This is a genomic window from Candidatus Limnocylindrales bacterium, from assembly GCA_035571835.1.
Classification (GTDB): Bacteria; Desulfobacterota; Binatia; order UBA1149; family CAITLU01; genus DATNBU01.
Map to the genome: position 1 here is coordinate 64913 of DATNBU010000027.1, position 24926 is coordinate 89838.

Consider the following 24926-nt stretch of genomic DNA (forward strand, 5'->3'; position numbering starts at 1 on the left):
CACGAAGGGGAGGGCGGGAAGCTCTGATTACGCAGCGGGAGAGAAGACGGCAGCCGCATTAGCGACAGAATGTGATTTCCCCGCGGGAGGAGTGCCGGGGTTTCGCCTCATGCGCTGCCGTCCTCAGCCTGAAATTGTTCCTGCATCGATACTGCGCCAGCCGAAGCGACCGACCGGCCGAAGATCGGCGTCAAGCGCGCGCACGACGGCGAGGCGGCCGGGGTCGAAAGAAAGATCGAGGAAGAACGATGAAGGCCTGCGTGCAGACTAACGGACCTGTTACGAGACGTCGCCGCCGCTCTCGCCATTCCTGCCTCCGGGATCGATCGCATCCCGAGCCGCAACCCGCTGCAGTCCGGAACGGCCGCATCCTGCGCGCGCGGATGAGGCTTCGTCAATCGGCAATTCTGCGTTCGTGTGCAGGAGCGCGTGCAGAAGAATGTGCCCGACGTGCCTGTCCCGCGTCATATGTGACCGCGATTGCAGATCCCCCGGAAATCAGGGCAGCTCGATGTTCCACCCGGCGGCATCGTCGAACACGACATGCTCGACCACAAGCTGGTCGTGAAAAGCCTGATCTTCGCTGAGCCCGGGCGTCATCCATAGCCCCACCGGACTCTCCAGGAAGATCGTCGCGTACAGGGTAAGCGCCGCAAGATAGCGCCCGCGCTCGCTCGCGTGGTGCCCGTCGCGGCTCCACAGCTCGGCGTCCGGCTCGGCAAGTAGAATCTCGCGAAACACCCAGCCGATCGGTGCGACGGCGGCGTCGAGCTCGAACGCGATCGGAACGTAGCCGGTGCTGCCTTCAGGCTCGCCGCGCAGGTCGTCGTAATCGGCAAGCTCGGCGTCGCGATCGCGCCACGTCATGAAGAAGACCGTTCGGCCGGCGATTTCGCGATCGAGCGCGCGCGCACTCTGATAACCGCGCTCCTCGGAGATGCCGTCGCTCTGTTCCTGCAGCACGACGGTCTGCCAGTCTTTCGAATGAATCTTGGCGAGCGACGAACGCGACTCCGCGTGGGCCTGCAGCGTGAAGCCGTCGGCAGCAGAGACGCCGATGGCGACGTCGCGTCCGGCGGATCGTGCGAGCATGCGAAGCGGACTCTTGATCCCTTTCGTGAAGCTGTTGCCGACGAGCAGAAGGCTGTCGCGCGCATCGGCCCGGCTCGCACCGCACAGCACTGCGGCATGCAGGAACAGTCCGGCCGCTGCAAAGCGAACGATTCGGCGCATCGCGCGACAGTACCGCATCGTCACCGGAAGCGGAATGATCCGCGTTCGCAGATTTGCATTGCTGGCAAGTGCCGGCTTAACGCGGTGCTCGGTAAACCGGACGCCGCGCCCCCTTGGGGAGTTGCGTTCTCAACTGCAGGATGGACGCGCTGCGATGAATGAGCTGACCATCTGGACATACGACTGGGTTCCCGAAGGCCCGCGTGGTTTCGTGCGTGACCTGCGGCTGAGGTGGGCGTGCGAGGAATCCGGTCTGCGCTACTCAGTCCGTACGATTCCGTTCGATGGCCGCGAGACCAATCATCTCGCGCAGCAGCCATTCGGCCAGGTGCCGTTCCTCAAGGACGACGAAGTCGAGATATTCGAGAGCGGCGCCGGCCTGCTGCATCTCGCCCGGAAAAGCGAAAAGCTGATGCCGCGCGATCCGGCCGGAGAAGCGCAAACCGTGCAATGGACGATTGCTGCGCTCAACTCGATCGAGATGGTCACCGTACCGTGGTGGTTTCTGAAGATGTGCGGTGACGAGAAGAATCATCTTACCGAATGGGTGCGCAAGCGCCTCGATCAGCTGGAACTGGTATTGAGCGAGCGCGAATGGCTCGTCGCCGGGCGCTTCACCGTCGCAGACCTGTTGATGGCCGATGTTTTGCGCGTTCCGGACGTCCGCTCGTTCGGAGATCGGCCCGCCACCGAAGCCTACGTGGCTCGCGCAACCGATCGCGCCTCATTCCAGAAGGCCAGGGCCGACCAGATCAGCGAGTTCGAAGCAGCCGATCGGACCAGAGCCGAAGAAAGCTCGCCCTGACGATGGCGTCGGGGCTTTTCGGGATGCGGATCAGGGCGGGTTTGCCGAGGCGCCGGAGGGCTCGGGCCGGCCTGGCTGCCCCGGAGACCCGGGGAGTCGACCGCCGCGTCCGAAGACGATAGTGTTTGGGGCGAAGCGGAGGGGAAAGTGCCGGCCGCCAGACGGCTCCGCCGGCACCCGTGGACGACCAAATCAGTCCGAGAAGACATCTCGAGGAGCTATCGTGAAAAGAGAAATCATGTCCGTCATGTGTGCATCCATTCTGCTGGGTGCCACTTCCATGGCCTTTGCCGGAGCGCGGGGCGAACCGGAGGAAGCCGAAGAGATGCCGACCGCCGTTGCACCTGCGCCGGCCGTCGAAGCGGAGGAGATTCCTCCTCCCGGTTACTGGTACGTCGGTGTGGCCGGGCTGTACGGAATCGAGAACTTTCACTGCGATGCGGACGATGCGTGGGGCTACAACGTCCGCGGCGGACGCCGTTTCAATCGCTGGGCGGCAGCCGAAGTCCAGTTCGATCATCCGGTCAGCGAGTACGACGATGCCGACCATATCGACGGCTTCGGGCGGCTCGACGGCGACGTCAATGCCTGGGACGTCACGCTGAACGGCCGGTTCTACCCGATCCAAGGGCATTTCGAGCCGTACGCAGTCATCGGAGCGGGTTATGGGGAGGCGGATCTTCCCCACGATCAGAATCACGCTTTCGTTGCGAGATTCGGTCTCGGCATGGACTTTCCGATCGTCGAGCACTTCGGCGTCACTGTCGGCACCGACTATCTGCTCGGGACCGGGGCCATGTCCAAGTACGACCAGATCCTGATCAGCGCGGGCATATTCTTCATGTTCTGACCGGGTTCTTCTGCTGTGATCCATGCGGAATGGAATCCCCGCGCAAGCGGGGGTTCCATTCCGGCTTTAGAAGGGGGACGGCGAGCCTTTCGCCGCGACCGCCGCCGGCCTCCGGCGCCGGGCCGCGCAAGGCACCGCATTCAACGAGAGATTTCGCCAAGGCCGTGCCGGCCGATGTCGCACTGCGCAACACTGAAAAGCCTTTTCAGAACCCTGATAAACCCATATGTTCCGGGTGCGGGTTCACTGTAAGAGGACGAGGGGAGCGTCTGGCCAGTCGCCTCTCCGTCCACAGCCAGCGCGAAAGTTCGTGCAGTCGGGGATCATTAACCAAATGAACGTCTTCAAAAGCTCGTTTCGCCGGATGCTCGCGCCCTTTGCGGTCCTCGTCCTGGCAGGCGTGACCGTCCCGGCGGGAACCGCGCTCGCGTTCACGTGCTCGTCGAACGCCGACTGCAGCGACCGCGCAAACCAGTGCGACCCCGGCGCCAAGCCCTGCAACGACGGCATCTGCAGTCCGAACGATCCCGACGCGGACAACATCGGCTGCGTGCTGATACCGAACAACTTCAAGTGCGACGACGGCGTGTTCTGCAACGGCACCGAGTACTGCGACACCAACCACGGCTGCCGCATCCCTCCCGCGCCCGACTGCAACGACGACGTCGCGTGCACGGCCGACCGTTGCGACGAAGCGCAGAAGAAATGCACGCACACCAGGCGCAACAGCGCATGCAGCGACGGCCTGTTCTGCAACGGCACGGAAGTCTGCACCGCAACCGGCTGCGAGGCCGGCACCCCGCCCAACTGCAACGACAGCGTGACCTGCACGGCCGACGTCTGCGACGAGCTGCTGCTGCGCTGCGTGCACACGCCGAACAACGCTTCGTGCAGCGACGGCAACTTCTGCGACGGCGTCGAAGTCTGCGATGCCACGCAAGGCTGCAAGGCCGGCCCGCCGCCCAACTGCAACGACAACATCTCGTGCACGGCCGATTCCTGTTCGGAAGCGAACAAGGCCTGCGTGCACAACCCGAACAACTCGCTCTGCAACGACGGCCAGTTCTGCGACGGCGTCGAGACCTGCAGCCCGAGCCAGGGCTGCGTGCCGGGGACCGCGCCGAACTGCAACGACAACGTGACCTGCACGGCCGACACCTGCGACGAAGCCCACGACACGTGCGCGCACTCGCCCAACAACGGCGCCTGCAGTGACGGCGAGTTCTGCAACGGCATCGAGATCTGCAGCCCGACCCTGGGATGCCAGCCCGGAACCGGGCCGAGCTGCAACGACAACGTCGACTGCACCACCGACGTCTGCGTCGAAGCGAACGACACCTGCTCGCACACTCCGAGCAACGCGAAATGCAGCGACGGCCTGTTCTGCGACGGCGTCGAGGTCTGCAGCCCGACCCAGGGCTGCCAGCCCGGGACATCGCCGAACTGCAGCGACAACGTCGACTGCACGACCGACGCCTGCGTCGAATCGAACGACACCTGCTCGCACACCCCCAGCAATGCGGCCTGCAGCGACGGCCTGTTCTGCGACGGAATCGAGATCTGCAGCCCGACCAAGGGCTGCCAGCCCGCAACGCCGCCCAACTGCAACGACGACGTCACCTGCACCGTCGACGTCTGCGATGAGCAGAACGACCGCTGCTCGCACACCGCCGACCACTCGCTGTGCAGCAACAACCTGTTCTGCGACGGAATCGAGAGCTGCAACCCGCTGACCGGATGCCACGAAGGCACGCCGCCCAACTGTGCCGACAACGTCGACTGCACGCAGGACTTCTGCGACGAAGTCACCCACGGCTGCGGCCACCTGACGCATGACGAGCGCTGCACCGACGGCCTGTTCTGCAACGGCGCCGAGGTCTGCGACGCCCTGTTCGGCTGTCACCCGGGAACTCCGGTCGTCTGCTCCGACGACATCACGTGCACGACCGACACGTGCTCGGAGGCAGCCGACATGTGCGTGCACGTCGGCGACACTACGTCGTGCGGCAACTGCGTGCTCGAGGCCGCGTGCGGCGAGGAATGCGATCCGTGCGACCACGAGATCTGCGACAACTTCATCGATGATGACGGCGACGGCCTGATCGACTGCGCGGACCCCGACTGCGAAATGGGCGTGGCCAGCTGCGACGTCGATTGCGTGCTGCGCAACTCGTGCGTCGTGCTCAGCCGAGATCCGGCGGTGATCTCGTTCCCGACCGGCGGCGACCGGTCGGTCGACCGCTCGGCCGACGGTCCGGGCCGGTTCGCGTTCCACGGCAAGATGATCCCGATGTCGGACGTCGATCCGCTGCGCGACGGCTTCGTCGTCACGCTCATCAACGCCGAAGGCGAGATCTTCCGCGCCGAAGTAAAGCCCGCCGACATCGAAGCCAGGAGCACCAAGCGTTACGCGTACCGTGCGAGCGACAAGGAAGCCGTCCAGCGCGACGGCGGCATTGCGCGCCTCAGCATCCGGGTTCGCACCGAATCCGGCGTGGTCGGCTACGGAATCCGCGTCGAAGCCTACGGAGACTTCTCGCGCGCGACGCTTCCCGAGATGACGACGCAGGCCTACCTCGGCGACGACGTCGGCTTCGTGACCGCAACATGGTCCGGCGAAGTCGGACACTGGAAGCTCGCACCGAAGGATTACGACGGCGGGCTGCAGTAACGTGGCGGCTGGCAGCCGCGGCTTCGTGGAGACGCGCGGCGGCCACGAGATCCTGAGAGAGATCCGAAAAAGCGACCCGCTTACGATGCCGGCTCCGCAAGAGTAGCCGGCGCAGGCTGCGGCGCCCGCTGCGACCGCCGCAGCAGCACGTAGAACACCGGCGTCAGGAACAGGCCTAGCGCCGTCACGCCGAGCATTCCGCTGAAGACCGTGGTCCCGAGCGACCGGCGCATCTCGAAGCCCGGTCCGGTCGCGCTGACGAGCGGCAGCACGCCGAGAATGAACGCGAACGACGTCATCAGGATCGGCCTGAGGCGAAGACGCGCGGCCTCGACTGCCGCCGCGAAGCGGTCCCGGCCTTCGTCCTCCTGCTGCTGCCTTGCGAACTCGACGATCAGCACCGCGTTCTTGGCCGCAAGCCCGATCAGCACGATGAAGCCGATCTGCGTGATGAGGTTGTTGTCCATCCCGCGCAGCCAGTTGCCGAACAGCGCGAACGGCAGGCACATCGGCGCGATCAGGATGATCGCGAGCGGCAGTGACCAGCTCTCGTACTCGGCGGCGTGCACGAGGAAGACGAACAGCACGCACAGCGGAAACAGGAAAATCGCGGTGTTGCCGGCGAGCTTGGCCTGGTACGCGATGTCGGTCCACGCGATCGACATCCCGCGCGGCAGGGTCTGGTCGGCAAGCTGCTCCATCGTCGCGATCGCCGTGCCCTGGCTTCCGCCCGGTGCGGCGTCGCCGTTGACCTCCGCCGACGGCATCATGTTGTAGCGCACCACCCGATCCGGCGCGTTCTTCCACTTGACGTCGAGCAGCGATCCGAGCGGCACCATGTCGCCTGCGGTGTTTCGCGTCTTGAGGCCCCACACTTCTTCGGGCTCGGCACGAAATCGGCCTTCGGCCTGCGCGCGCACCTGGAACGTCCGACCGAAGCGGTTGAAGTCGTTGACGTAGATCGAGCCGAGATAGACCTGCAGCGTGTTGAAGATGTTCTCGAGCGGAACGCCGAGCTTGCGCGCCTTGACGCGGTCGATGTCGGCGAACAGCTGGCTGGTGGATGCGCGGAACGTCGTGAACACGCGTGCGACATCCGGATTGTGGCGCGCGGCGTCGATGTATTCGTCGGTGGCCGCCTGAAGCGCACGCGGCCCCTGGCCTTCGCGGTCCTGCACGAGGAGCTTGAAGCCGCCGCCGGTTCCGAGGCCCTGCACCGGCGGCGGCGGAATCACGAAGATGTCCGCATCGGTGATTTCCGAAAGGCGCTTCTGCAGCGTGCCGATCAGCTCGACCGCGCTCGGGCCGTGGGTCCTTTCCTCGAATGGTTTCGGCCCGATGAAGATCGCTCCGGCGTTCGAGCTGTTGGCGCGCGTCGCTCCGGAGAACCCGGCGAACTGGACCGCGAAGTTGATGCCGGGGGTCGCCAGGATGATCTCGCCCGCGCGGTGCACGACCTCATCGGTGCGCTCGAGCGACGCGCCGTCGGGAAGCTGGATCGCGGCGATCAGATAGCCCTTGTCCTGCGCCGGAATGAAGCCGGTCGGGATCGCGCGAAATCCGATGACGGTCAGCACCAGAAGCGCGGCGTAGCCCGCCAGGGCGACAAGTCCGCGGCGCGTAATCCATGCGACGCCGCGCGAGTACGCACCCGTCATGCGTTCGAACCCGCGGTTGAATGCCGCGAAGAAGCGCCCGAGCAGTCGATCCCACAGCTTGCCGAACCAGTCCTTCTCGGCGCCGTGGGGCTGCAGCAGCAGCGCGCACATGGCCGGGCTGAGCGTCAGCGAGTTGAACGCCGAGAGCATCGTGGCCACGGCAATCGTCAGAGAGAACTGACGGTAGAACGCGCCGGAGATTCCTCCGAGGAACGCCGTCGGAACGAACACTGCCGACAGGCCGAACGCGATCGCGATGACTGCGCCGGTCACTTCGTCCATCGCCTTGCGCGCGGCGTCGCGCGGCGACAGCCCTTCGGCGATGTGGCGCTCGACGTTTTCGACCACGACGATCGCGTCGTCGACGACGATGCCGATGGCGAGCACCAGCCCGAACAGCGACAGCATGTTCAGCGAAAAACCGAACAGCGCGAGCGCCGCAAAGGTGCCGACGAGAGAGACCGGAATCGCAAGCAGCGGAATCAGCGTCGCGCGCCACGTCTGCAGGAAGAGCAGGACCACGAGCACGACCAGCCCGACGGCTTCGAACAGCGTATGCAGTACCTCGTTGATCGATTCGCGGACGAAGACCGTCGGGTTGTAGACGATCGCGTATTCGATGCCCTCCGGGAAGCTCTTCGAGAGCTCTTTCATCGTGTGTTCGACGGCGTCCGACGTGGCGAGCGCGTTCGAGCCGGGGCGCTGGGCGACCGCCATGGCCACCGCCGGCTCGTTGTTCAGGTAGCTGTTGACCGAATAGTCGCGCGCGCCGAGCTCGATGCGCGCGACGTCGCGAACGCGGGTCACGCGGCCGTCGGCGCCGGTCTTGACGATGATGTTCTCGAACTGCTCCGGCTCGAGCAGGCGTCCGAGCGTCGTCACCTGGATCTGGAACGCATGTCCGGCTGGGACCGGCGGCTGGCCGATCACGCCCGACGCAACCTGGATGTTCTGCGACTGGAGCGCGGCGACGACGTCGCTGGCCGCGAGGTCGCGGCTCGTCATCCGTCCGGGATCGAGCCAGACGCGCATGCTGTACTCGCGAAGTCCGAACATCGTGACCTCGCCGACGCCGTCGATGCGCTTGAGCACGTCGCGCACCTGGATCAGCCCGTAGTTGCCGATGTAGAGCTGGTCGTAACGTTTGGACGGAGAGCGCAGGTGCACGACCATCAGCAGGTCGGGCGAAGACTTGAGCGTGGTCACGCCGATGCGGCGAACGTCTTCCGGAAGGCGCGGCTCGGCGATCGCGACGCGGTTCTGGACGAGCACCTGGGCCTTGTCGAGGTTGGTGCCAAGCCGGAACGTGATCGTCAGCGTCATGTTGCCGTCGGTCGTGCTCTGCGACGACATGTACAGCATGTCTTCGACGCCGTTGACTTCCTGTTCGATCGGCGTCGCGACGGTGTCTGCGACGACCTGCGGCGATGCGCCGGGATAGGACGCCTGTACGAGGATCGTCGGCGGGACCACGTCGGGATACTGCGCGACCGGCAGCGTCGTGTACGCGATGCCGCCGAGCAGAACCGTGACGATCGACAGCACCGCGGCAAAGATCGGGCGATCGATGAAGAAGCTCGAGATGTTCATCGGCCGGCGCTTTGCGGCTGCGCGGGCGGAGCCGCGGCTGCCGCCGGCGACGGTGCAGGCTCGATCTTCTGGCGCTCGGGATCGACGGGCTGGCCCGACTTGACGCGCTGGATGCCGCTCGTGATCACCCAGTCGTCCGTCGACAGTCCGTCGCGTACGACGCGCAGCCCGTCGATCAGCACTCCCGCCTGGATCTTGCGGTACTGCGCACGGTTCTCATTGTCGACGACCCAGACGAATTTCTGCGACTGGTCGCTGACGATCGCCTCGTCGGGAATCTGCACGGCCTGGAACTTTCCGCTTCCGATCAGACGCAGGCGCGCGAACAGCCCGGGCGCCAGCCTGAGGTCCGGATTCGGCAGCTCGGCGCGCGCAACCATCGTTCCGGTCGACGGGTCGAGCTGATTGTCGACGAAATCCATCGAGCCTTCGCGTGGAAAGCCTTCCTCGTCGCCGATGCCGACCCACACCGGATTGCGATGCTCGCGCGAGCTCGGGCGCTCTCCCGTCTGCGCGAGATGGGTGTACTTGAGGTACGCGCGTTCGTCGGCATCGAAGTACGCGTAGATCGGATCGAGCGAGACGATGGTGGCAAGCAGCGTGCTCTGGGCGCCGTTGCCGCCGCTGATGAGGTTGCCCTGCGTGACGAGGCGGCGGCCGATCCGGCCGCCGATGGGCGCGGTGATTTCCGTGAACTCGACGTCGAGCTTTGCCGCGTCGACGGCGGCCTCGGCCTGCTCGACGTTCGCTTCGGCCTGGTGAAGATTCGATTCGCGGATATCGGCGTCTTCCTGCGAGATCGCGTGGCTCCGGATCAGCTCGTTGGCTCGCGCACGATTCTTGGCGGCAATGTCGAGCCGGGATTTTGCAAGCGCGAGGTCGGCTTCCGCGCTGCGCAGCGTCGCCTCATACGGCCGCGGATCGATCAGCATCAGCAGATCGCCTTTCTTCACGATCGCGCCGTCGTGGAACAGAACCGCCTGAAGATAACCGCTGACGCGCGCGCGGACCTCGACCGAATCGGTGGCTTCGAGGCGCGCGGTGTAGTCGTCCCATTCGGTGACTTCCCTGGCGATCGGCTGGGCAATGGTGACTTTTGGAGCGGGCGGCGGCGGCGGGGCAGGGCGGCTGCACGCCGACATGGCTGCGATCAGCAGCAGGTCGATGGAAAGGAGTCGGAGGATGTTGCCGCGATATCGCAAAGAAACCTCGAGAGTGGCCAGGATAACTTGCGCTTCGGGTGCCGATCCGAAGCGTGGCACCTTCAGATAGGTATTGCAGGCAGCGTGCCAGCCGCAAGCCCGCGCGCGCGAGCCTCACCTGCGTGGGGTGGTCAAGCTGTCGCGTAACGCTTGTCGTGTCTGCGGCAGTCGCATACCTGAGCCGTCGCATGTTCGAATCCGCAGAAATCGGCCACCGGCTGGAGAAGGGACAATACAAGCGAGAGGAGCCGGCGCTCAGGCAGTCCCTGCTCGAAGCGCAGTACGAGCTGCTGCGCGCGGCGCACATTCCAGTGGTCGTCCTCGTCGCCGGTGCAGACGGCGCCGGCAAGGGCGAGACCGTCAACCTGTTCAATCAGTGGATGGATCCGCGTCACATCCATGCGCATGCGTTCGGTCAACCGACCGAAGAGGAAGCCGAGCGTCCGCCGATGTGGCGCTTCTGGCAGGCGCTGCCGCCCAAAGGCCGCATCGGCATCCTGTTCGGCTCCTGGTACACGCAGCCGATCCTCGACCGCGTGATGCACGGCAGCAAGCGCGCGGAGTTCGAGCGCGAGCTCGAGCGCATCCGCCGGCTCGAGACGATGCTGGCGGCCGAAGGCACGGTCCTGGTCAAGCTCTGGTTCCATCTTTCCAGATCGGCGCAGCGCGATCGTCTGAAGAAGCTTTCGTCCGACAAGAGGACGGCGTGGCGTGTCACGTCGGTCGAGCGCAAGCGATTCAAACACTTCGACGAGTTTCGCGAGACCAGCGAGGAAGCGCTGCGGATGACGAGCACGGGCGTTGCGCCGTGGCAGGTGATCGACGGATCCGACGACGAGTACCGCGCGTTGACTGCCGGCAACCTGCTGCTGGACGCTCTTCGCTGCCGGCCAGCCGGCAGCGCAGCTCCGCCGACCGTTTCCCAGACCGCCGTTGCCAAGCCGCCAATCGACGGCCGCGATCTGCTGAACACGCTCGACTACACGGCCACGCTTCCCAGGAAGAAGTATTCGAAGAAGCTCGAATCGCTTCAGGGCCGACTCGCGCTCCTGATGCGGTCGAAGAAGATGCGCCGGCGTTCGCTGATCGTCGTCTTCGAGGGAATGGACGCCGCCGGCAAGGGCAGCGCGATCCGCCGCGTGACGCAGGCGCTCGATGCGCGATCCTACCACGTGATACCGATTGCCGCGCCGACCGACGAAGAGCGCGCGCAACCGTACCTGTGGCGCTTCTGGCGGCACATCCCCCGGCACGACGCCGCGGTCATCTTCGACCGCTCGTGGTACGGGCGGGTTCTCGTCGAACGCGTCGAAGGGTTTGCTGCCGAGCCCGACTGGATGCGCGCCTACAGTGAGATCAACGACTTCGAGTCGCAGCTTGCCGAGAGCGGCACCGTGCTGCTCAAGTTCTGGCTTGCCATCACGCCGGAGGAGCAGCTCCGCCGATTCAAGGAGCGCGAGGAGATTCCGTTCAAGCGCTTCAAGATCACGCAGGAAGACTGGCGCAATCGCGACAAGTGGCCGGAGTACGAGCGCGCGGTCTGCGACATGATCGAGCAGACGTCGACCGACGTAGCCCCGTGGGACCTGATCGCCGCCAACGACAAGCTGCACGCGCGCGTCGAGGTCCTGCGCCGCATCTGCGAGCGGATCGAAGCGGCGCCCTGAGCCGTTCCAGTCGTGGACCGACGGAGCGCGGGCGCCGCTCTGCGCCGTTCCACTCGCGATCGACGGAGCGTGGCGGTCGCCATCTGCGCCCGCCTTGACTCTCGACGCGTGCCGCGAAATGTCGGCCGCATGGCCGCACAGAAACAGGCCGCGCTGATCATCGGCGCCGGAGACTCGACCGGCGGCGCCATCGCGCGTCGTTTTGCGCGCGAAGGCTACGTTGCATGCGTTACGCGCCGCGACGGCAGCAAGCTCGAGCCGCTCGTTCGCGAGATCCGGGAAGCCGGCGGCGAAGCCGAAGGCTTCGCGTCCGATGCGCGAAAGGAAGAGCAGGTTGCGGAGCTCGTCGAGCGCATCGAGACCGGCATCGGACCGATCGAAGTCTACGTCTTCAACATCGGCGCCAACGTGCCGAGCAGCATCCTCGACGAGACGCCGCGCAAGTATTTCAAGATCTGGGAGATGGCGTGCTTCTCGGCGTTCCTTACGGCGCAGGCGGTTGCGCGCCGCATGGCTGCGCGCGAACGCGGGACGATCCTGTTTACCGGCGCCACGGCGTCGCTGCGCGGCTCGGCAGGGTTCGGCGCGTTCTCGGGCGCCAAGCATGCGCTTCGCGCGCTCGCCCAGAGCATGGCGCGCGAGCTCGGCCCGAAGAACATCCATGTCGCGCACGTCGTCGTCGACGGAGCGATCGACACCGCGTTCATCCGCGACAACTTCCCGGCCAGGTACGCGCAGAAGGACCAGGACGGGATCCTCAATCCGGATCACATCGCCGAGAACTACTGGAATCTCCACAAGCAGCCACGCGACGCCTGGACCTTCGAGCTCGACCTGCGACCGTGGATCGAGAGCTGGTGACAGCGAACGTAAAATCGAGAGCTGGTGACAGCGAACATTGGAATCGAGAGCTGGTGACAGCGAACGTAAGAGAAGGGGAAAGCCGGTGACCGCCATGCAGAAGACAGTCGAGTTTTATTTCGATTTCGGCAGCCCGACGACGTATCTCGCATGGACTCAGCTCCCGAAGCTGTGCGCCGATGAAGGCGCCATGCTCATCTACAAGCCGATGCTGCTTGGCGGCGTATTCCAGGCGACCGGCAACGCGTCGCCGGCGACGATTCCGGCCAAGGGCGCCTACATGGGCGCGGATCTGGCACGTTTCGCGCGCCGCTACGACGTGCCGTTCGCGTTCAACCCGCATTTCCCGATCAACACGCTGACGATGATGCGGATTGCGACCGGCGTGGTGGTGTCGCGGCCGGCGGATGTCGACCGTTTTCTTGGCGCCGTGTTCCGCGCGATGTGGGTCGACGGCCGCAATCTCGGAGACCTCGACGTTCTCTCGCAGGTTCTCGACGAGAGCGGGCTGCCCGCCGGCGAGCTTCTCGCGATGGCGTCCGACGCAAAAGTAAAGGGCGCGCTCAAGGCCGAGACCGAAAATGCGGTCGCGCGCGGGATCTTCGGTGCGCCGTCGATGTTCGTCGGCGATGAGCTGTTCTTCGGACAGGACCGGCTCGACTTCGTGCGCGAGGCGCTGCGGGCGCGCTGACGAGTCGGTTCATGGCCGGCAGTATGTCGCCGTGCCGACGGGATGGGGCGGCTGGCCGAAGGAATTTTCGCCCGACATGTCCGGAGCGACGTACGGAAGCGCTCTGTTCGTATTCGCCCTCCCATAAGAACTGGCACAGTCGATGATGCACTTTCGCCCGCATGGAACCCGCAACTGCTCTGCTTCACACGCGCGGCGCGATGCCCGATCGGTTGAAGCCTGTGTCACTGTTGGCAGCCTTTCTTCGCGGTTCGATCCCGCGATCGGGTCGAGAAAGTGAAAAAACTCGCTCGATGCATTGTCGCTCGGGTGCTCCTTCGTACGCTGATTCCTTGAGCCGCGGTCCTCGCGGCCTTCCGAGGAGACTCGACCATGAGCACACGTTCTGTCTGGCGCCTCACGTGTTCGGCCGCGGTGATCGCTCTTGCCCTTTCGAGCCAGGCCCTGGCGGCCCCGTGCCACCGCGAGTGCCGCCGTGACGCGAAGGCATGCACTGCCGCGATTCATCCGACCATGATGGACTGCAGGGACCAGTGCTGGTCGACCGCCATGCGCGCGGATCTGGCCGCGTGCATCGGCGGCTGCAAAGAGGTGAAGACGACGTCGCGCAGCACGTGTCGCAGCGGCATCTCGAGCTGCGTCCTCAACTGCGAGCTCGGCATTGCCGACCCGCCGCAGGAGCCGTCGGACGACTCGTCCGACAATCCGCCGGACGACCTGTCGAACCCGCCCGACGATCCGTCACAGGAGCCATCGGACGGCGACGATAGCGGCGACAACAATGCCGGGCAGGACAATTCCGCGAGCTGCTTCGGCCAGTGCGGGCAGCAGCTCGGCCAGTGCGCACACGACGTCGCGTCGGGCGGCAACGACTGCATCAAAGCGTGTGCGAAGGGCACCGATCGCCAGAGCTGCATCAGGAGCTGCACGTCGGGCGCACACGATACGGCTCAGACATGCAAGGACGAGGGTAGAAGCTGCCGCGAAGAGTGCGGCGGCGTCGAGGGCTCGACGACGACGATCCAGTCGCTCCCGACGACGACGCTGGGAAACAACACGACGACGACGCTCGGCGAGGTCGCGACCACGACGCTCCCCGGTGCGACGACGACGCTGGCCGAGGTAACGACTACGACGCTTTCGCAGCCGACGACCACGCTTGCGGAACCGACGACTACGCTCGTCGAACCGACGACGACTCTCGGCCAGGCGACGACGACGCTCGCCGAACCGACGTCGACGACACTGTCCGAGCCGACGACCACGCTATCCGAGCCGACGACGACCATGACGGAGCCGACCACGACGCTGACGGAGCCGACGACGACCACGACGATGCCGGCGACGTCAATGGCGTTGTCGCGCCATCATGGGTCACTGCTTCGCACTCGCCACTGACGCGACTTCGGAGTTACGTCGCCGCTCCCACCAGCATCGGCTTGGTCGTCGGCGCCGGCGAGCCTCCGGCCGGCTCCACTGTAACGGCGAACGCTTTGACACCGGTTCCCGCAGGTAGCGGCGGATTCATCACGACCGCATTGCCCTGGGCGTCCGGCGTGAACACGCCGGCAGGAAGCGGCGCACCGTCCGGCGGAATGAGCCACAGCTCGTATGCACTGCCTGCCGCAAGCGGCGGCAGGTTGTTTGCGACGAACAGAAGATTCGCGCGCTCGGCAACGTAGATCGCCTTGCCCTGCGGCTGCGGTTTCTCCTCGGTCGACACCAGCGTGACGTGCCTGGCTCCGGGTGCGGTGAACGCAGCGAGCATCTCGCGCGCTTTCGCAATCTCCGTGCGGCCTTCGACGTACTTCGTCTGAAGCTCCGCAAGCTGCTTTTCGAGGCTGATCCGCTGCTGCTCGAGTGCAGCATGCTGCTGCTCGAGAACGCTCTGACGCTGTTCGAGAACGTTGCTTCTCTCCCACGTCGCGGCAGCAACGAGCACGGCGGCTGCGGCCGCCACCCAGCCGACCGGCCCCCACGCCGAACGGCGGGCGAGCGGCATGACCTTCGGCCCGAGCGTCGTTTTCGGCTCGTTCGCAATCGCCGTCAGAAGCCGTTCGCGCGCGCGCGCAGGCGCGCTTGCATCCGACTGCGACAGCGCCAGCCGTGCGACGTCGCTGCGAAGGCGCTCGAGCTCGGCGCGGCATTCCGCGCAGCTCGCGAGATGGCGCTCGAGCGCGATGCGTGCGGCGCCGTCGAGCACCCCGAGCGCGTAGAGGGTAAGGTCTTCGGTATACTGCTCGTGCGTCGTCATACGCTCAGAGCCTCCCGAAGATGAAGCACCGCCGACCGGATGCGCGTCTTGATCGTCCCGATCGGCTCGCCGGTCTTCTGTGCGATTTCGGTGTGAGTCAGCCCGTCGAAGAACGCCATCTCGAGCGCGCTGCGCTGCTGTGCAGGAATGTTCTCGAGCACGCCGCGGATCTTTCCGAGGAATCTTCCGTTGTCGGCCGATTCGGCGAAGTCGGTGACGAGGGGGACGTCGATGTCGTCGATGTCGACCTGCGGTCGGCGCTTGCGAAGGATGTCGACCGCGCGGTTGCGCGAGATCATCGCGAGCCAGCCGGCAAGACTGCCGCGCCCGGCTTCGAAAGACTCCGGGGTGCGCCAGAGTTGCAGAAACACCTCCTGCAGGACGTCTTCGGCGGCTTCGGCATTGCCGAGCACCCTCGAGGCCACGCCGTAAACGACCGGCGAATAACGGTCGTAGAGCTGCGCCATCGCCTTCTCGTCGCCGGAGCGGACGCGAGTGACGAGCACGGAGTCGGCCACATCTTCCTTGAGGTCTGCTCTGGGCAAACGCTGCTCTTCCTCCTTCCCGTACGGATCAGCCGGCCGGACGGATTGCAGGAAGCAGATAATTTCCTCCGACACCAGTGGTCGTCGGGTAACTTTTGACGGGTTCAGTTTCGGGACGAAGCAACATCGTCGATTCGTCGCGAACGTCGTCGGCGCTTCAAAAATTGTTGCTGGCCACCCCCCGGCATGGCACGGTGTTGCTTCGGACGGGGGACGGCGTCTGCGAGGGCTGCGTCTGTCCGGCTCAGGGGGTTCCAGGTGACAAATCTCAATGTTCGTTGCCGCGGATTGGCGGCCGCGTCTTTCGCATTTCTCGTGATCGCGGCACCGACGGCGGCGCGGGCCGCGGGCAAACTCGAAATGAGGGCGGGCAATCGTGCGCTTGCCGCATCGGCCCGGGGTCTCGCCAAAGGCGGTCAACTCGTCGTCAAGGGAGTGATGCTCCAGGGCGAGGCGATCGCTTCCACGCTCGACCTGGAACGCTTCGACGTGTGGCGACCGGACGCAGTCATCGAGATCGACGGCCAGCGCGCAGCGGTGCCGACCACTGCGTACTTCCGCGGCAAGGTCAGCGGGGACGATTCCTCCATGGCCGTGATCTCGATTCGCGAGAGCGGCGAGATTCAGGGCACGGTGAACAAGGGCGGGCACACGTGGCTCGTCGGCAAGGGACGCAGCCAGCGAGGGCTTCACTCGCGAAGCGTGAAGATGGACGACGTCCCGGCGTTCGAGTGCGGGAACGACGACCGGTTCTCGCCGAGCGAACGGCTCGGCGTCGACGTCGATTCGGCTGCCTCGCTCACGAGCGGAACGGTCCTCGACCAGCCGCATGTCGCCAACATCGCGATCGAGACCGACTACGAGTACTACGCAAAGTTCAACAACACGGCCAATGCGCTCGACTACATGGCCGACCTCGTCGGCTACGCCGACGTAACCTACTCGCGCGAAATCAACACCGACATGCAGATCGGCTTCACGCGCCTGTTTACCGAGGACAACGATCCGTACTCGACGTCGCCCGCAAGCACGAGCGCGCTGCTGGACGAGCTCAGCAATTACTGGAATGCGAACATGAAGAGCGTGGGTCGCACGCTCGTGCAGATGCTGTCGGGAAAGAATCTCGGCGGCGGCATCGCGTATATCGGCGTGCTCTGCGACAATTACCTGAGCGGCGGCTCGGCCGACTACGGCCTTTCGTCGAGCCTCGGCATGAACTTCAACTGGGACGGCGACCAGAGCCACAATCCCGCGAGCGTGGTCTGGGATATCTACGTGATGCAGCACGAGATCGGCCACAACTTCAATTCCCCGCACGCCCACGACTACTGCAATATCGGCGGCAGTGCGCTGCCGATCGACAACTGCTGGACCGGCTGCCAGGCGGGCGCGACCGTCGGCCTGCCGTCGTGCACGTCGCCGACACCGTTCTTCACGAGCGGCGGCGGCCAGGGAACCATCATGAGCTACTGCCACCAGCAAGGTGGCTACGGCGCGATCGCGATGACGTTCGGCGAGGGCCATACATGCGGCACGCTTCCCGGCCGCGAGGCCAGCCGCATGGCCGCGTTCGTCAATTCGCAGGCTGCGTCGTTCCCGACCTGCTTTGCCGCCCCGACGTGCGGCAACGGAAGGCTCGATGCGGGCGAGCAGTGCGACGGCGTCAATCTGGCCGGCGCGACGTGCGCGAGCCGCGGTTTCGTCAGCGGATCACTCTCGTGCTCGGCCACGTGCACCTTCAATACGTCCCAGTGCAGCAACTGTGGAAACAACGTCATCAACGCGGGTGAATTCTGCGACGGTACCGCTCTCGGCGGCGGCACGTGCACGCAGCAAGGCTGCTCCGGCGGCGGAACGCTCGCGTGCAACTCGACGTGCACCGCGTACGACAAGACCGGCTGCCTCAGCTGCCCGCCATGCAACGGCAACCACATCTGCGATGCCGGAGAGGACTGCACGGGATGTCCTTCCGACTGCATCGGCGGCTCGACTACCGGTGCCGTCTGCGGCAACGGGAAGTGCGAAGCCGGCAACGGCGAGGATTGCGTGTCGTGTCCGTCCGACTGCAACGGCACGCAGGGCGGGAAGCCGCAGAACCGTTACTGCTGCGGCGACGGCTCGGGCTCGGGTCCGATCCCGTGCAGCGACAGCCGCTGCACTGCGAGCGGGCGCACCTGCACGACCGTGCCGTCGGTGCCGACGAGCTACTGCTGCGGCAACGACATCTGCCAAGCGTCGGAAAACTGTTCCAATTGTGCGACCGATTGCGCGGCCGCCAGCGAAACCTGCGGCAACGGCCTCGACGACAACTGCAACGGCAAGATCGATTGTCTCGACGCCGCCTGCAGCACGCTGCCGGCGTGCGTGTGCAAGTCGACAGGAGTCAGCTGCACGGCGGGCAGCCAGTGCTGCTCGGGATCGTGCCGCACCAAGGGCAAGAACGCGGGCACCTGCAACTGAGCAGATCGAAGCGCGCGGAGTGAGAATGGCTCTTCGCAGGTTTGTGTGGGTGCTTCGGGTTCCCGAGCCGAGCGAGCGGCCGCCATCGCCCGACATTCCGCGGGGAATGTTCGCCGGCGGCTCAGTTCGGTCCAGGCTGCGACGTCGTTCCTAGCCCGTTGAACAGGCTCGACGAGTAGACGGTGCCGACGACGTTGCTGAACCCGGGGCTAGCGGCCGTAAGGTATTCCCACGAGAAGCCCGGCACCTGCTTCCGCAGGCGCTCGAAGTAGAATTTGCGCGGCAGGCCGGTGCCGTGCGAGCTGGCTGCGATTCCCTGGTACTTCAGCTGCGTCGCAAACGTCTTCGCCGAGCCGATCAGATACCAGTTCAGATTGTTCGGCGAGACGTAGCCTTCGCATGTCGTATTGGTCGTTGCCGTCGACTTGCAGCGCAGCCGGAAGAACGTCATGCCTTCGGAGTTCACGCCGAGCTGCTCGGTCGAGTATGACGTGGTTCCCCAGCCGGTTCCGGTTCCGGTGCGCCACTGGATGCGCGGCTGATTGTCGTCGCCGGTCGTGCACACGGCAAAGTACGGCGTCGTCGTGCTGGTGCGGCCGGCGCGCGCCATCAGGCAGCCTTTGGTCATCTGGGCGCCGACGTGCGACTCGGACTGCGAGATATTGGCTTCCCAGTACGACCAGTTGCCGCTGACGTCGATGTTGCCGGTGGACGGGCCGATCTCGCGGAAGAAGAATCCGGAGTCGGCGTTGTTGTCGATGTCTTCGGTATTGACGAGCAGCGAGATGCCGTTGGCCGCAGTTTCGGCTGCGGTCGGGCACGTGCCGGTGATGCATTCGAACGGCCACAGGTTGGAGTTGTGCGTCTCTGCCCACGTGTCCTGGTGGTAGTTGACCTTGTCGGTCGCGAGAAAATGGACGGCGTTGGCCTTGGCGGCCGCGAAGCTCGCGCTGTCGTTGAGGTTGTAGCAGCGGCCGACGAAGCCCGCGCTGTTGATGGCCAGGCTTTCGGCCGCATTGACGCCGTCGTGGTTGAAGAAGATACGGAAGCTCTGCGTGCTCTGGGTTGCCCAGTTGCCGGCGACGAACGCCATGCGGGCCGGATCGATCGCGGCGCCGGCGGTGCTCGCATACTGGTCGATGTTGCCGGTGAGCACGACGAAGTAGCGGCCCGTCATCTCGGTCAGGCTCGGCCAGCGGCACGTTCCCTTGACCGATTGCTGGAGCGTCGTTGCCGCCGGACACTCTGCCATGAGGTCTGCCGGCTTCTTCGCGAGCGAGCCGAGCCAGGCCGCGAGCACGGCATCGAGCGTCGCGCGGTCGTGACCGGCCGTGAACGCTTCCTTCAGGTCGATGAAGATCGTGATGACCTCGTGGTTCGGGTTGACGTCGTGCTCGGCCGTGATGTTGCGAAGGCATCCGCTGAGCGTCCGGCAGCGGTTGTTGGTGCTGTCGGAGTCGTGGAAGACCTGGAAGTCGCCGGCGGTGCCGGTCATGTGAATGTCGAGCTCGAGCGAATGCACGCGATGGTAGACGAGCTGGTCGCCGATGCTTTCGATCCTCTGGTACGAGTTGTGCGACGACTTGGCGCGGACCTGGTTGTAGAGCGGTCCCGTGTACGGGCCGGTGGCTGCGGCAGAAAGCGTCGCGCTCCCCGCGATCGAGCAGGAAATCAGGTACACGGCTGCGGCGCGTCGGCTGGAACGGAACATCACTGTGCGGGTCACCCCTTTCGATCGAGAGAAATCCGGGACAGACACCGATTTTCAGAAATCGGTGTCTGTCCCCGATTTCCGTCGGCAGCCGCCGGTGCGATCTGGCGAGCGAAGCCGTCTGGACGAACGAATCGCAGCGGATATCAAGCCGGCGGGCAATGCGTCAAGGCGCAGTGCGCAAGCGGAGTTTCGTAAGAAGTCCGAATCCGGCGCGCACCGCGCCGCGGCGCGCGGTATTGGCTATGCTGCTTTGGTCACCGCGAGGCCGGCCATCTTTCCATCGGCGCGCCACGCTTCGAGGATGCCGATGAACTCCGGCGATCCGGTGCCGCCGCCGTAGAACCCGTTCTGGACGCTGCGCTCGGACAGCTTGCCCTCGTTGTTGTAGTAGCCGGGCGTGCAGTTCTCGAGGAACTCCATCCCCGCGCCGGCCTTCTCGATGCAGCGATCGATCCACTGCCGCACCGCTTCCTCGCTGGCTTCGACGACGTCCGAGCCGCCCTCGACGGCACGCCGGATGATGTACGTCAGGTGCTTGGCCTGTTCGTTGAGCATGTGCGGAAAGCTCGCGGTGAAGCCGGCCTGCGAGTTGCTGAGCAGGAAGCAGTTCGGAAAGCCGTGCACGTGCATGCCGTGCAGCGTCCGGACGCCTTCGGACCACCACTCGCTCAGGCTCATGCCGCTGCGTCCGAAGATCTGCATGCCGGCGCGCCGGCAGTAATCGGTGCCGACCTCGAAACCGGTAGCGAAGATCAGGCAGTCGAGCTCGTACTCGCGGCCGCCCGCGACGACTCCGTTCGCCGTGATGCGGTCTGCGCCGCGGCCGTCGGTATCGACCAGCGTCACGTTCGGGCGGTTGAACGTCTCCAGGTACTCGTTGTGGAAGCACGGCCGCTTGCAGAACTGCCGGTACCACGGCTTGAGCGCTGCGGCCGTCGCGGGGTCCTTGACGGTCGCGTCGATGCGCGCGCGAATCGCTTCCATCTTCTCGAAGTCGGCAAGCTCGACGGCGCGCTGAATGCCCTGCTCCGAAAAGTCGGTCATCTCTCCCTTCGAAATGCCCAGCAGGAGATTCGTGATGATGTCGGTCCAGCCGTCGCTGACGAGGTCTTCGGGCTGCGGGATGCCGGAGACGAGGTTGTTGAAATTGTCCATGCGATGCTGGTGCCAGCCCGCCGGAAGCGACGACGCCCACGCCGGATCCGTCGCCGGATTGATCTTCACGTCGACCGACGACGGCGTACGCTGGAATACGTAAAGGTGTCCGGCCCACTCGCCGAGGTGCGGAACGATCTGCACGGCCGTCGCACCGGTGCCGATCACGCCGACACGTTTGCCGGCAAGTCCGGTCAGGTTGCCCTCGGAGTCGCCGCCCGTGTACGCGTAATCCCAGCGGCTCGCGTGGAACGAGTGACCGCGGAAGTCCTCGATGCCGCGGATGCCGGGAAGCTTGGGGCGGTTGAGCGGCCCGGTCGCAAGGCACACGAAACGTGCGCGCATGCGGTCGCCGTGATTGGTCGAGATGATCCAGCGTGACGCGGCCTCGTCCCAGCGAAGCTCCTCGACGCGGGTCTGCAGGCATGCGTCGCGATAGAGGTCGAACTTGCGCGCGATCGCCTGCGAATGCTCGAGGATTTCCTTTCCGTGGGAGTACTTCTCTTTCGGCACGTAGCCGACTTCCTCGAGCAGCGGAAGGTACGTGTACGACTCGATGTCGCACGCGATGCCGGGATACCGGTTCCAGTACCAGGTGCCGCCGAAGTCGCCGGCGGGATCGATCATGCGAATGCTCTGGACGCCGGCCTGACGCAGCCTTGCTCCGGCGAGAAGGCCGCCGAACCCGCCTCCGATGACGGCGACTTCGACTTCATCGGTGAGCGCCGCGCGCGTGAAGCCGGGCTCGACGTACGGGTCGTCGAGGTAATGTTCGAAGCTGCCCGTGACTTCGACGTACTGCTCGTTGCCGTCGCTGCGAAGACGCTTGTCGCGCTCGGCGCGGTAACGGTCGCGCAGCGCGTCCGGGTCGAAAGGCACGGCGTGTCCGGCAGTCGGTTCGGAGTCAGTCGGCGCGTTGGTCGTCATGTCGTCGGCCTCCTCGGGTCCGGCGGAAGATTTCCCCGTGCATGGGGCTGTGTCCAGCGAGGCGACGGCGCGTTGTTTCATCGTGCCGGCCGTCGTCCTGCAGCGTTGCCGGAGCATAGGGGGAATTGATCCGATCACTCGACGCGGGGTAAAAGCGTGCCATGCATTGCGATCTCAAACTTGCCGGCGGCTCGGTGATCGACGGCACCGGCACGAAAGCTTTTCCGGCCGACGTTGCCGTCACCGGCGGCGCGATCTCGCACGTCGGCGACCTTGCCGGCCTCGATGCGGCCCGCACCGTGGACTGCACCGGTCGCATCGTCGCGCCCGGCTTCATCGACATCCACAGCCACAGCGATTTTCTTGTGCCGGGCGCAGACCACGGTGCGCTGCTCGAGCCGTTTCTCCGGCAGGGAATGACCACGCTCGTCGGCGGCAACTGCGGATTCAGCCCGGCGCCGGTCAACGAGCACACGCGCGGACCGGTTACCGAGGCGAGCCGGCTCATCGCCGACGATGCCATTGACCTGCGCTGGGAAACGATGGGCGAGTTCCTTGCCGCCATTGAAGCGGGAGGCGTCGCGATGAACGTTGCGCAGCTCGTCGGACACGGAACCGTGCGCGCGGCCGTCACGGGTCATCTCAATCCCGAGGCGCCGCGTGCCGACGAGCTGGCCGCGATGGAAAAACTCTGCCGCCAGGCGCTCGACGACGGCTGCATCGGCGTCAGCACGGGCCTCGGCTATCCGCCCGGAATCTTCGCGTCCGAAGACGAGCTGTCCGCGTTCGCCGGGTGGGCGTCGCTTTCGGGCAAGATCTTCACGTCGCACCTTCGCGCGTACAGCTGGATGAGCCCGGTCTATCCGGATCGCGATCCGCTGGTCGACCCGCACAACATCGCCGCGATCGACGAGATCCTGCGCGTGGCCGGACGCGCGCACGCGAAACTCCAGATCAGCCATCTGATCTTCGTCGGCTCGGCGACGTGGCCGACCGTCGATCGCGCGATCGCCGTGATCGAGGCTGCGCGTGCGCGCGGCATCGACGTCGCGTTCGATGCATTTCCGTACACGGCCGGGAATACGACGGCGAGCGTGCTGTTCCCGCCCGAGCTGCTCCCGCATCTCGAGACGGTGCTTGCGACGCCGTCCGGAATGGAAGGCCTCATCGCGATGGGCGAGCACGTCTTCGGACAGATCGGATTTCATCTCGAAGACATCCAGATCATGAATGCGAACGCGGCTGCGTTCGATCGCTACAACGGATCCTTCGTGGGCGACGCCGCGCGCGATGCGGGCATGGGGATCTGGGAATTCTACGCGCGCATGGTCGTCGACAGCCACCGCAATGCGCGCGTGCTGATCCACAAGTACAGCGGCGGCGACGGCGACGAGCGGGCGCTCGAGACCGTGCTCGCGCATCCGCTGTGCACGATCGAAACCGACACCTTCGTCACCGCATGCGGCCATCAGAATCCGGCGAGCTACGGAACGTTCCCGCGCATTCTGTCGACGTACGTCTCGCGCGGGCTGTTTCCGCTCGAAGAGGGCGTGCGCAAGATGACCGGCGCTGCAGCCGAGCGGCTCGGCTGGACCGATCGCGGTTTCGTCAGGCGCGGCTGCGCGGCCGACCTCGTCGTGCTGGACCCGGCGACGCTCGCCGATGCCGCCACGTTTGCAGAGCCGGCGAAGTTCCCTTCGGGAATCGAGATCGTGATGGTGGGCGGAAAGGTCGTCGTCGATGGCGATTCTTACGATGCGCGCGCGAAGGCCGGTACGGTCATTCGCGCGTAGCCGCGCCGCAGGGGTGCGGCAGCTCGCGCGTCACGTTTCAAAAAGATGCGTCGCTTCAGCGACGTCCGCCCGAGGTGCGTTACTTCAGTAACGCACCATACGGATGCTTGGGAACCGCCAGCGCGCGCAGGGGCAAGCCTTGCGGTGCCATCGCGGCCGGCACCACGCCGTCTTCGGGAACCTCTACAGGATTGCCGGCGTCGTCGACGAATTCGTAATCCGGTGAGAACATCAGGATCGGTTCGAGCCGCCGTCCGTCGTCCGTGACCTGGTGATAGCGGATGAATCCTTCGGGCAGGTCGTAGTTGGGCGGGACGACCAGCCCGGGCTTGATCGGATTCGTGCCGGGCGGTGGGAACGCCGCGAGCCCCGTCGTCTCGCCGGCTTCACGCGCCGCTGCCAGCATTTCTTCGGCGCGGACCGCAAAACCCTTCCTCAGCTCCTCCGCACGCTGCGGAGTCGCCGCGGCGAGCTCGCGAGCAGCCTCGGCGATCTCGCGCTCGGCTTGTTCTGCCATGTGATTTTCCGTTGGCGCAGCAGGAACGGCGCGAGCGGTCCGTGTTCCGCGCGATGCAGCCTGTGCAGCGTGAGACCGATCCGGGCGTGCTTCGGTCGCAGCCGGTGCGTTTGCGGTCGGCGCCGCCGGCGACTGCGAGCTCCACGGAGCCATCCGCAGCGCAATCCCGCCGGCCATCACGATCGCCAGCGCTCCGATCGTCCAGCCTGCACGCGGAGCGCGGCCGCCACTTTTCTCGACGATCCGGATTCCGTCCGGATCGACACGATTGCTGCTCGTTGGTTTCTTCATCGTGTCCTCGCCGCCGTCCGATACCGGGATTTCACGTCGGCC

At 65.4% G+C, this 24926-nt stretch carries 17 protein-coding genes; 9 read left to right on the top strand and 8 right to left on the bottom strand.

Annotation, left to right across the window (positions count from 1 at the left end):
* Positions 1 to 498 precede the first annotated feature (498 nt).
* Complete coding sequence (locus tag VN634_10975; GenBank protein ID HXC51398.1) at positions 499 to 1233, bottom strand: hypothetical protein; 735 nt, start codon at positions 1231 to 1233, stop codon at positions 499 to 501.
* Between the two features lie 34 nt (positions 1234 to 1267).
* Here VN634_10975 and VN634_10980 point away from each other — a divergent pair, with 34 nt between their 5' ends.
* The 3 genes from VN634_10980 (at position 1268) to VN634_10990 (ending at position 5559) form a co-directional block, all read left to right on the top strand.
* A complete protein-coding gene (locus VN634_10980) occupies positions 1268 to 2038 on the top strand; it encodes a glutathione S-transferase family protein (protein HXC51399.1) in 771 nt (256 codons plus the stop codon).
* Between the two features lie 223 nt (positions 2039 to 2261).
* The gene (locus VN634_10985) at positions 2262 to 2888 is read left to right on the top strand and encodes an outer membrane beta-barrel protein (protein HXC51400.1); all 627 of its coding nucleotides are present in this window, start codon (positions 2262 to 2264) and stop codon (positions 2886 to 2888) included.
* Between the two features lie 334 nt (positions 2889 to 3222).
* Positions 3223 to 5559, top strand: a complete 2337-nt coding sequence (locus VN634_10990; GenBank protein ID HXC51401.1) for a hypothetical protein — start codon at positions 3223 to 3225, stop codon at positions 5557 to 5559.
* Positions 5560 to 5639: 80 nt separating this feature from the next.
* Here VN634_10990 and VN634_10995 read toward each other — a convergent pair whose 3' ends face one another.
* Positions 5640 to 8807, bottom strand: coding sequence for a multidrug efflux RND transporter permease subunit (locus tag VN634_10995; GenBank protein ID HXC51402.1), 3168 nt, complete (start codon positions 8805 to 8807; stop codon positions 5640 to 5642).
* On the bottom strand, positions 8804 to 10009 hold the full coding sequence (locus tag VN634_11000; protein HXC51403.1) for an efflux RND transporter periplasmic adaptor subunit: 1206 nt from the start codon (positions 10007 to 10009) through the stop codon (positions 8804 to 8806). Before VN634_11000 ends, VN634_10995 begins: the two co-directional genes overlap by 4 nt.
* Before the next feature lie 188 nt (positions 10010 to 10197).
* Here VN634_11000 and pap point away from each other — a divergent pair, with 188 nt between their 5' ends.
* The 4 genes from pap (at position 10198) to VN634_11020 (ending at position 14626) form a co-directional block, all read left to right on the top strand.
* Positions 10198 to 11676 carry a polyphosphate:AMP phosphotransferase gene (gene pap / locus VN634_11005; GenBank protein ID HXC51404.1) on the top strand — a complete coding sequence of 493 codons (1479 nt, stop codon included), beginning with the start codon at positions 10198 to 10200 and terminating at the stop codon, positions 11674 to 11676.
* Positions 11677 to 11805: 129 nt separating this feature from the next.
* Positions 11806 to 12537, top strand: coding sequence for an SDR family oxidoreductase (locus VN634_11010; protein HXC51405.1), 732 nt, complete (start codon positions 11806 to 11808; stop codon positions 12535 to 12537).
* A 94-nt stretch (positions 12538 to 12631) separates the two neighbouring features.
* On the top strand, positions 12632 to 13228 hold the full coding sequence (locus tag VN634_11015; GenBank protein HXC51406.1) for a 2-hydroxychromene-2-carboxylate isomerase: 597 nt from the start codon (positions 12632 to 12634) through the stop codon (positions 13226 to 13228).
* Between the two features lie 372 nt (positions 13229 to 13600).
* The gene (locus tag VN634_11020) at positions 13601 to 14626 is read left to right on the top strand and encodes a hypothetical protein (protein ID HXC51407.1); all 1026 of its coding nucleotides are present in this window, start codon (positions 13601 to 13603) and stop codon (positions 14624 to 14626) included.
* 13 nt (positions 14627 to 14639) lie between these two features.
* Here VN634_11020 and VN634_11025 read toward each other — a convergent pair whose 3' ends face one another.
* On the bottom strand, positions 14640 to 15482 hold the full coding sequence (locus VN634_11025) for an anti-sigma factor (protein HXC51408.1): 843 nt from the start codon (positions 15480 to 15482) through the stop codon (positions 14640 to 14642).
* On the bottom strand, positions 15479 to 16027 hold the full coding sequence (locus VN634_11030; protein HXC51409.1) for a sigma-70 family RNA polymerase sigma factor: 549 nt from the start codon (positions 16025 to 16027) through the stop codon (positions 15479 to 15481). The genes VN634_11025 and VN634_11030 overlap by 4 nt, the downstream gene beginning before the upstream one ends.
* A 360-nt stretch (positions 16028 to 16387) precedes the next feature.
* On the opposite strand from VN634_11030, the gene VN634_11035 reads away from it, so the two are divergent.
* Positions 16388 to 18487, top strand: a complete 2100-nt coding sequence (locus VN634_11035; GenBank protein ID HXC51410.1) for a M12 family metallo-peptidase — start codon at positions 16388 to 16390, stop codon at positions 18485 to 18487.
* 121 nt (positions 18488 to 18608) lie between these two features.
* On the opposite strand, the gene VN634_11040 is transcribed toward VN634_11035, so the two are convergent.
* Complete coding sequence (locus VN634_11040) at positions 18609 to 20168, bottom strand: hypothetical protein (protein ID HXC51411.1); 1560 nt, start codon at positions 20166 to 20168, stop codon at positions 18609 to 18611.
* A gap of 273 nt (positions 20169 to 20441) precedes the next feature.
* Entirely contained in the window at positions 20442 to 22283 is a 1842-nt protein-coding gene (locus VN634_11045; protein ID HXC51412.1) for an NAD(P)/FAD-dependent oxidoreductase, read from the bottom strand.
* A gap of 161 nt (positions 22284 to 22444) precedes the next feature.
* Between VN634_11045 and VN634_11050 the strand changes: the two genes are divergently transcribed.
* Positions 22445 to 24076: an amidohydrolase family protein gene (locus VN634_11050; GenBank protein ID HXC51413.1), complete on the top strand. Its 1632-nt coding sequence runs from the start codon at positions 22445 to 22447 to the stop codon at positions 24074 to 24076.
* A 79-nt stretch (positions 24077 to 24155) separates the two neighbouring features.
* Here the strand turns inward: VN634_11050 and VN634_11055 are convergent, their stop codons facing one another.
* Positions 24156 to 24884: a hypothetical protein gene (locus VN634_11055; protein ID HXC51414.1), complete on the bottom strand. Its 729-nt coding sequence runs from the start codon at positions 24882 to 24884 to the stop codon at positions 24156 to 24158.
* Positions 24885 to 24926: the final 42 nt, after the last annotated feature.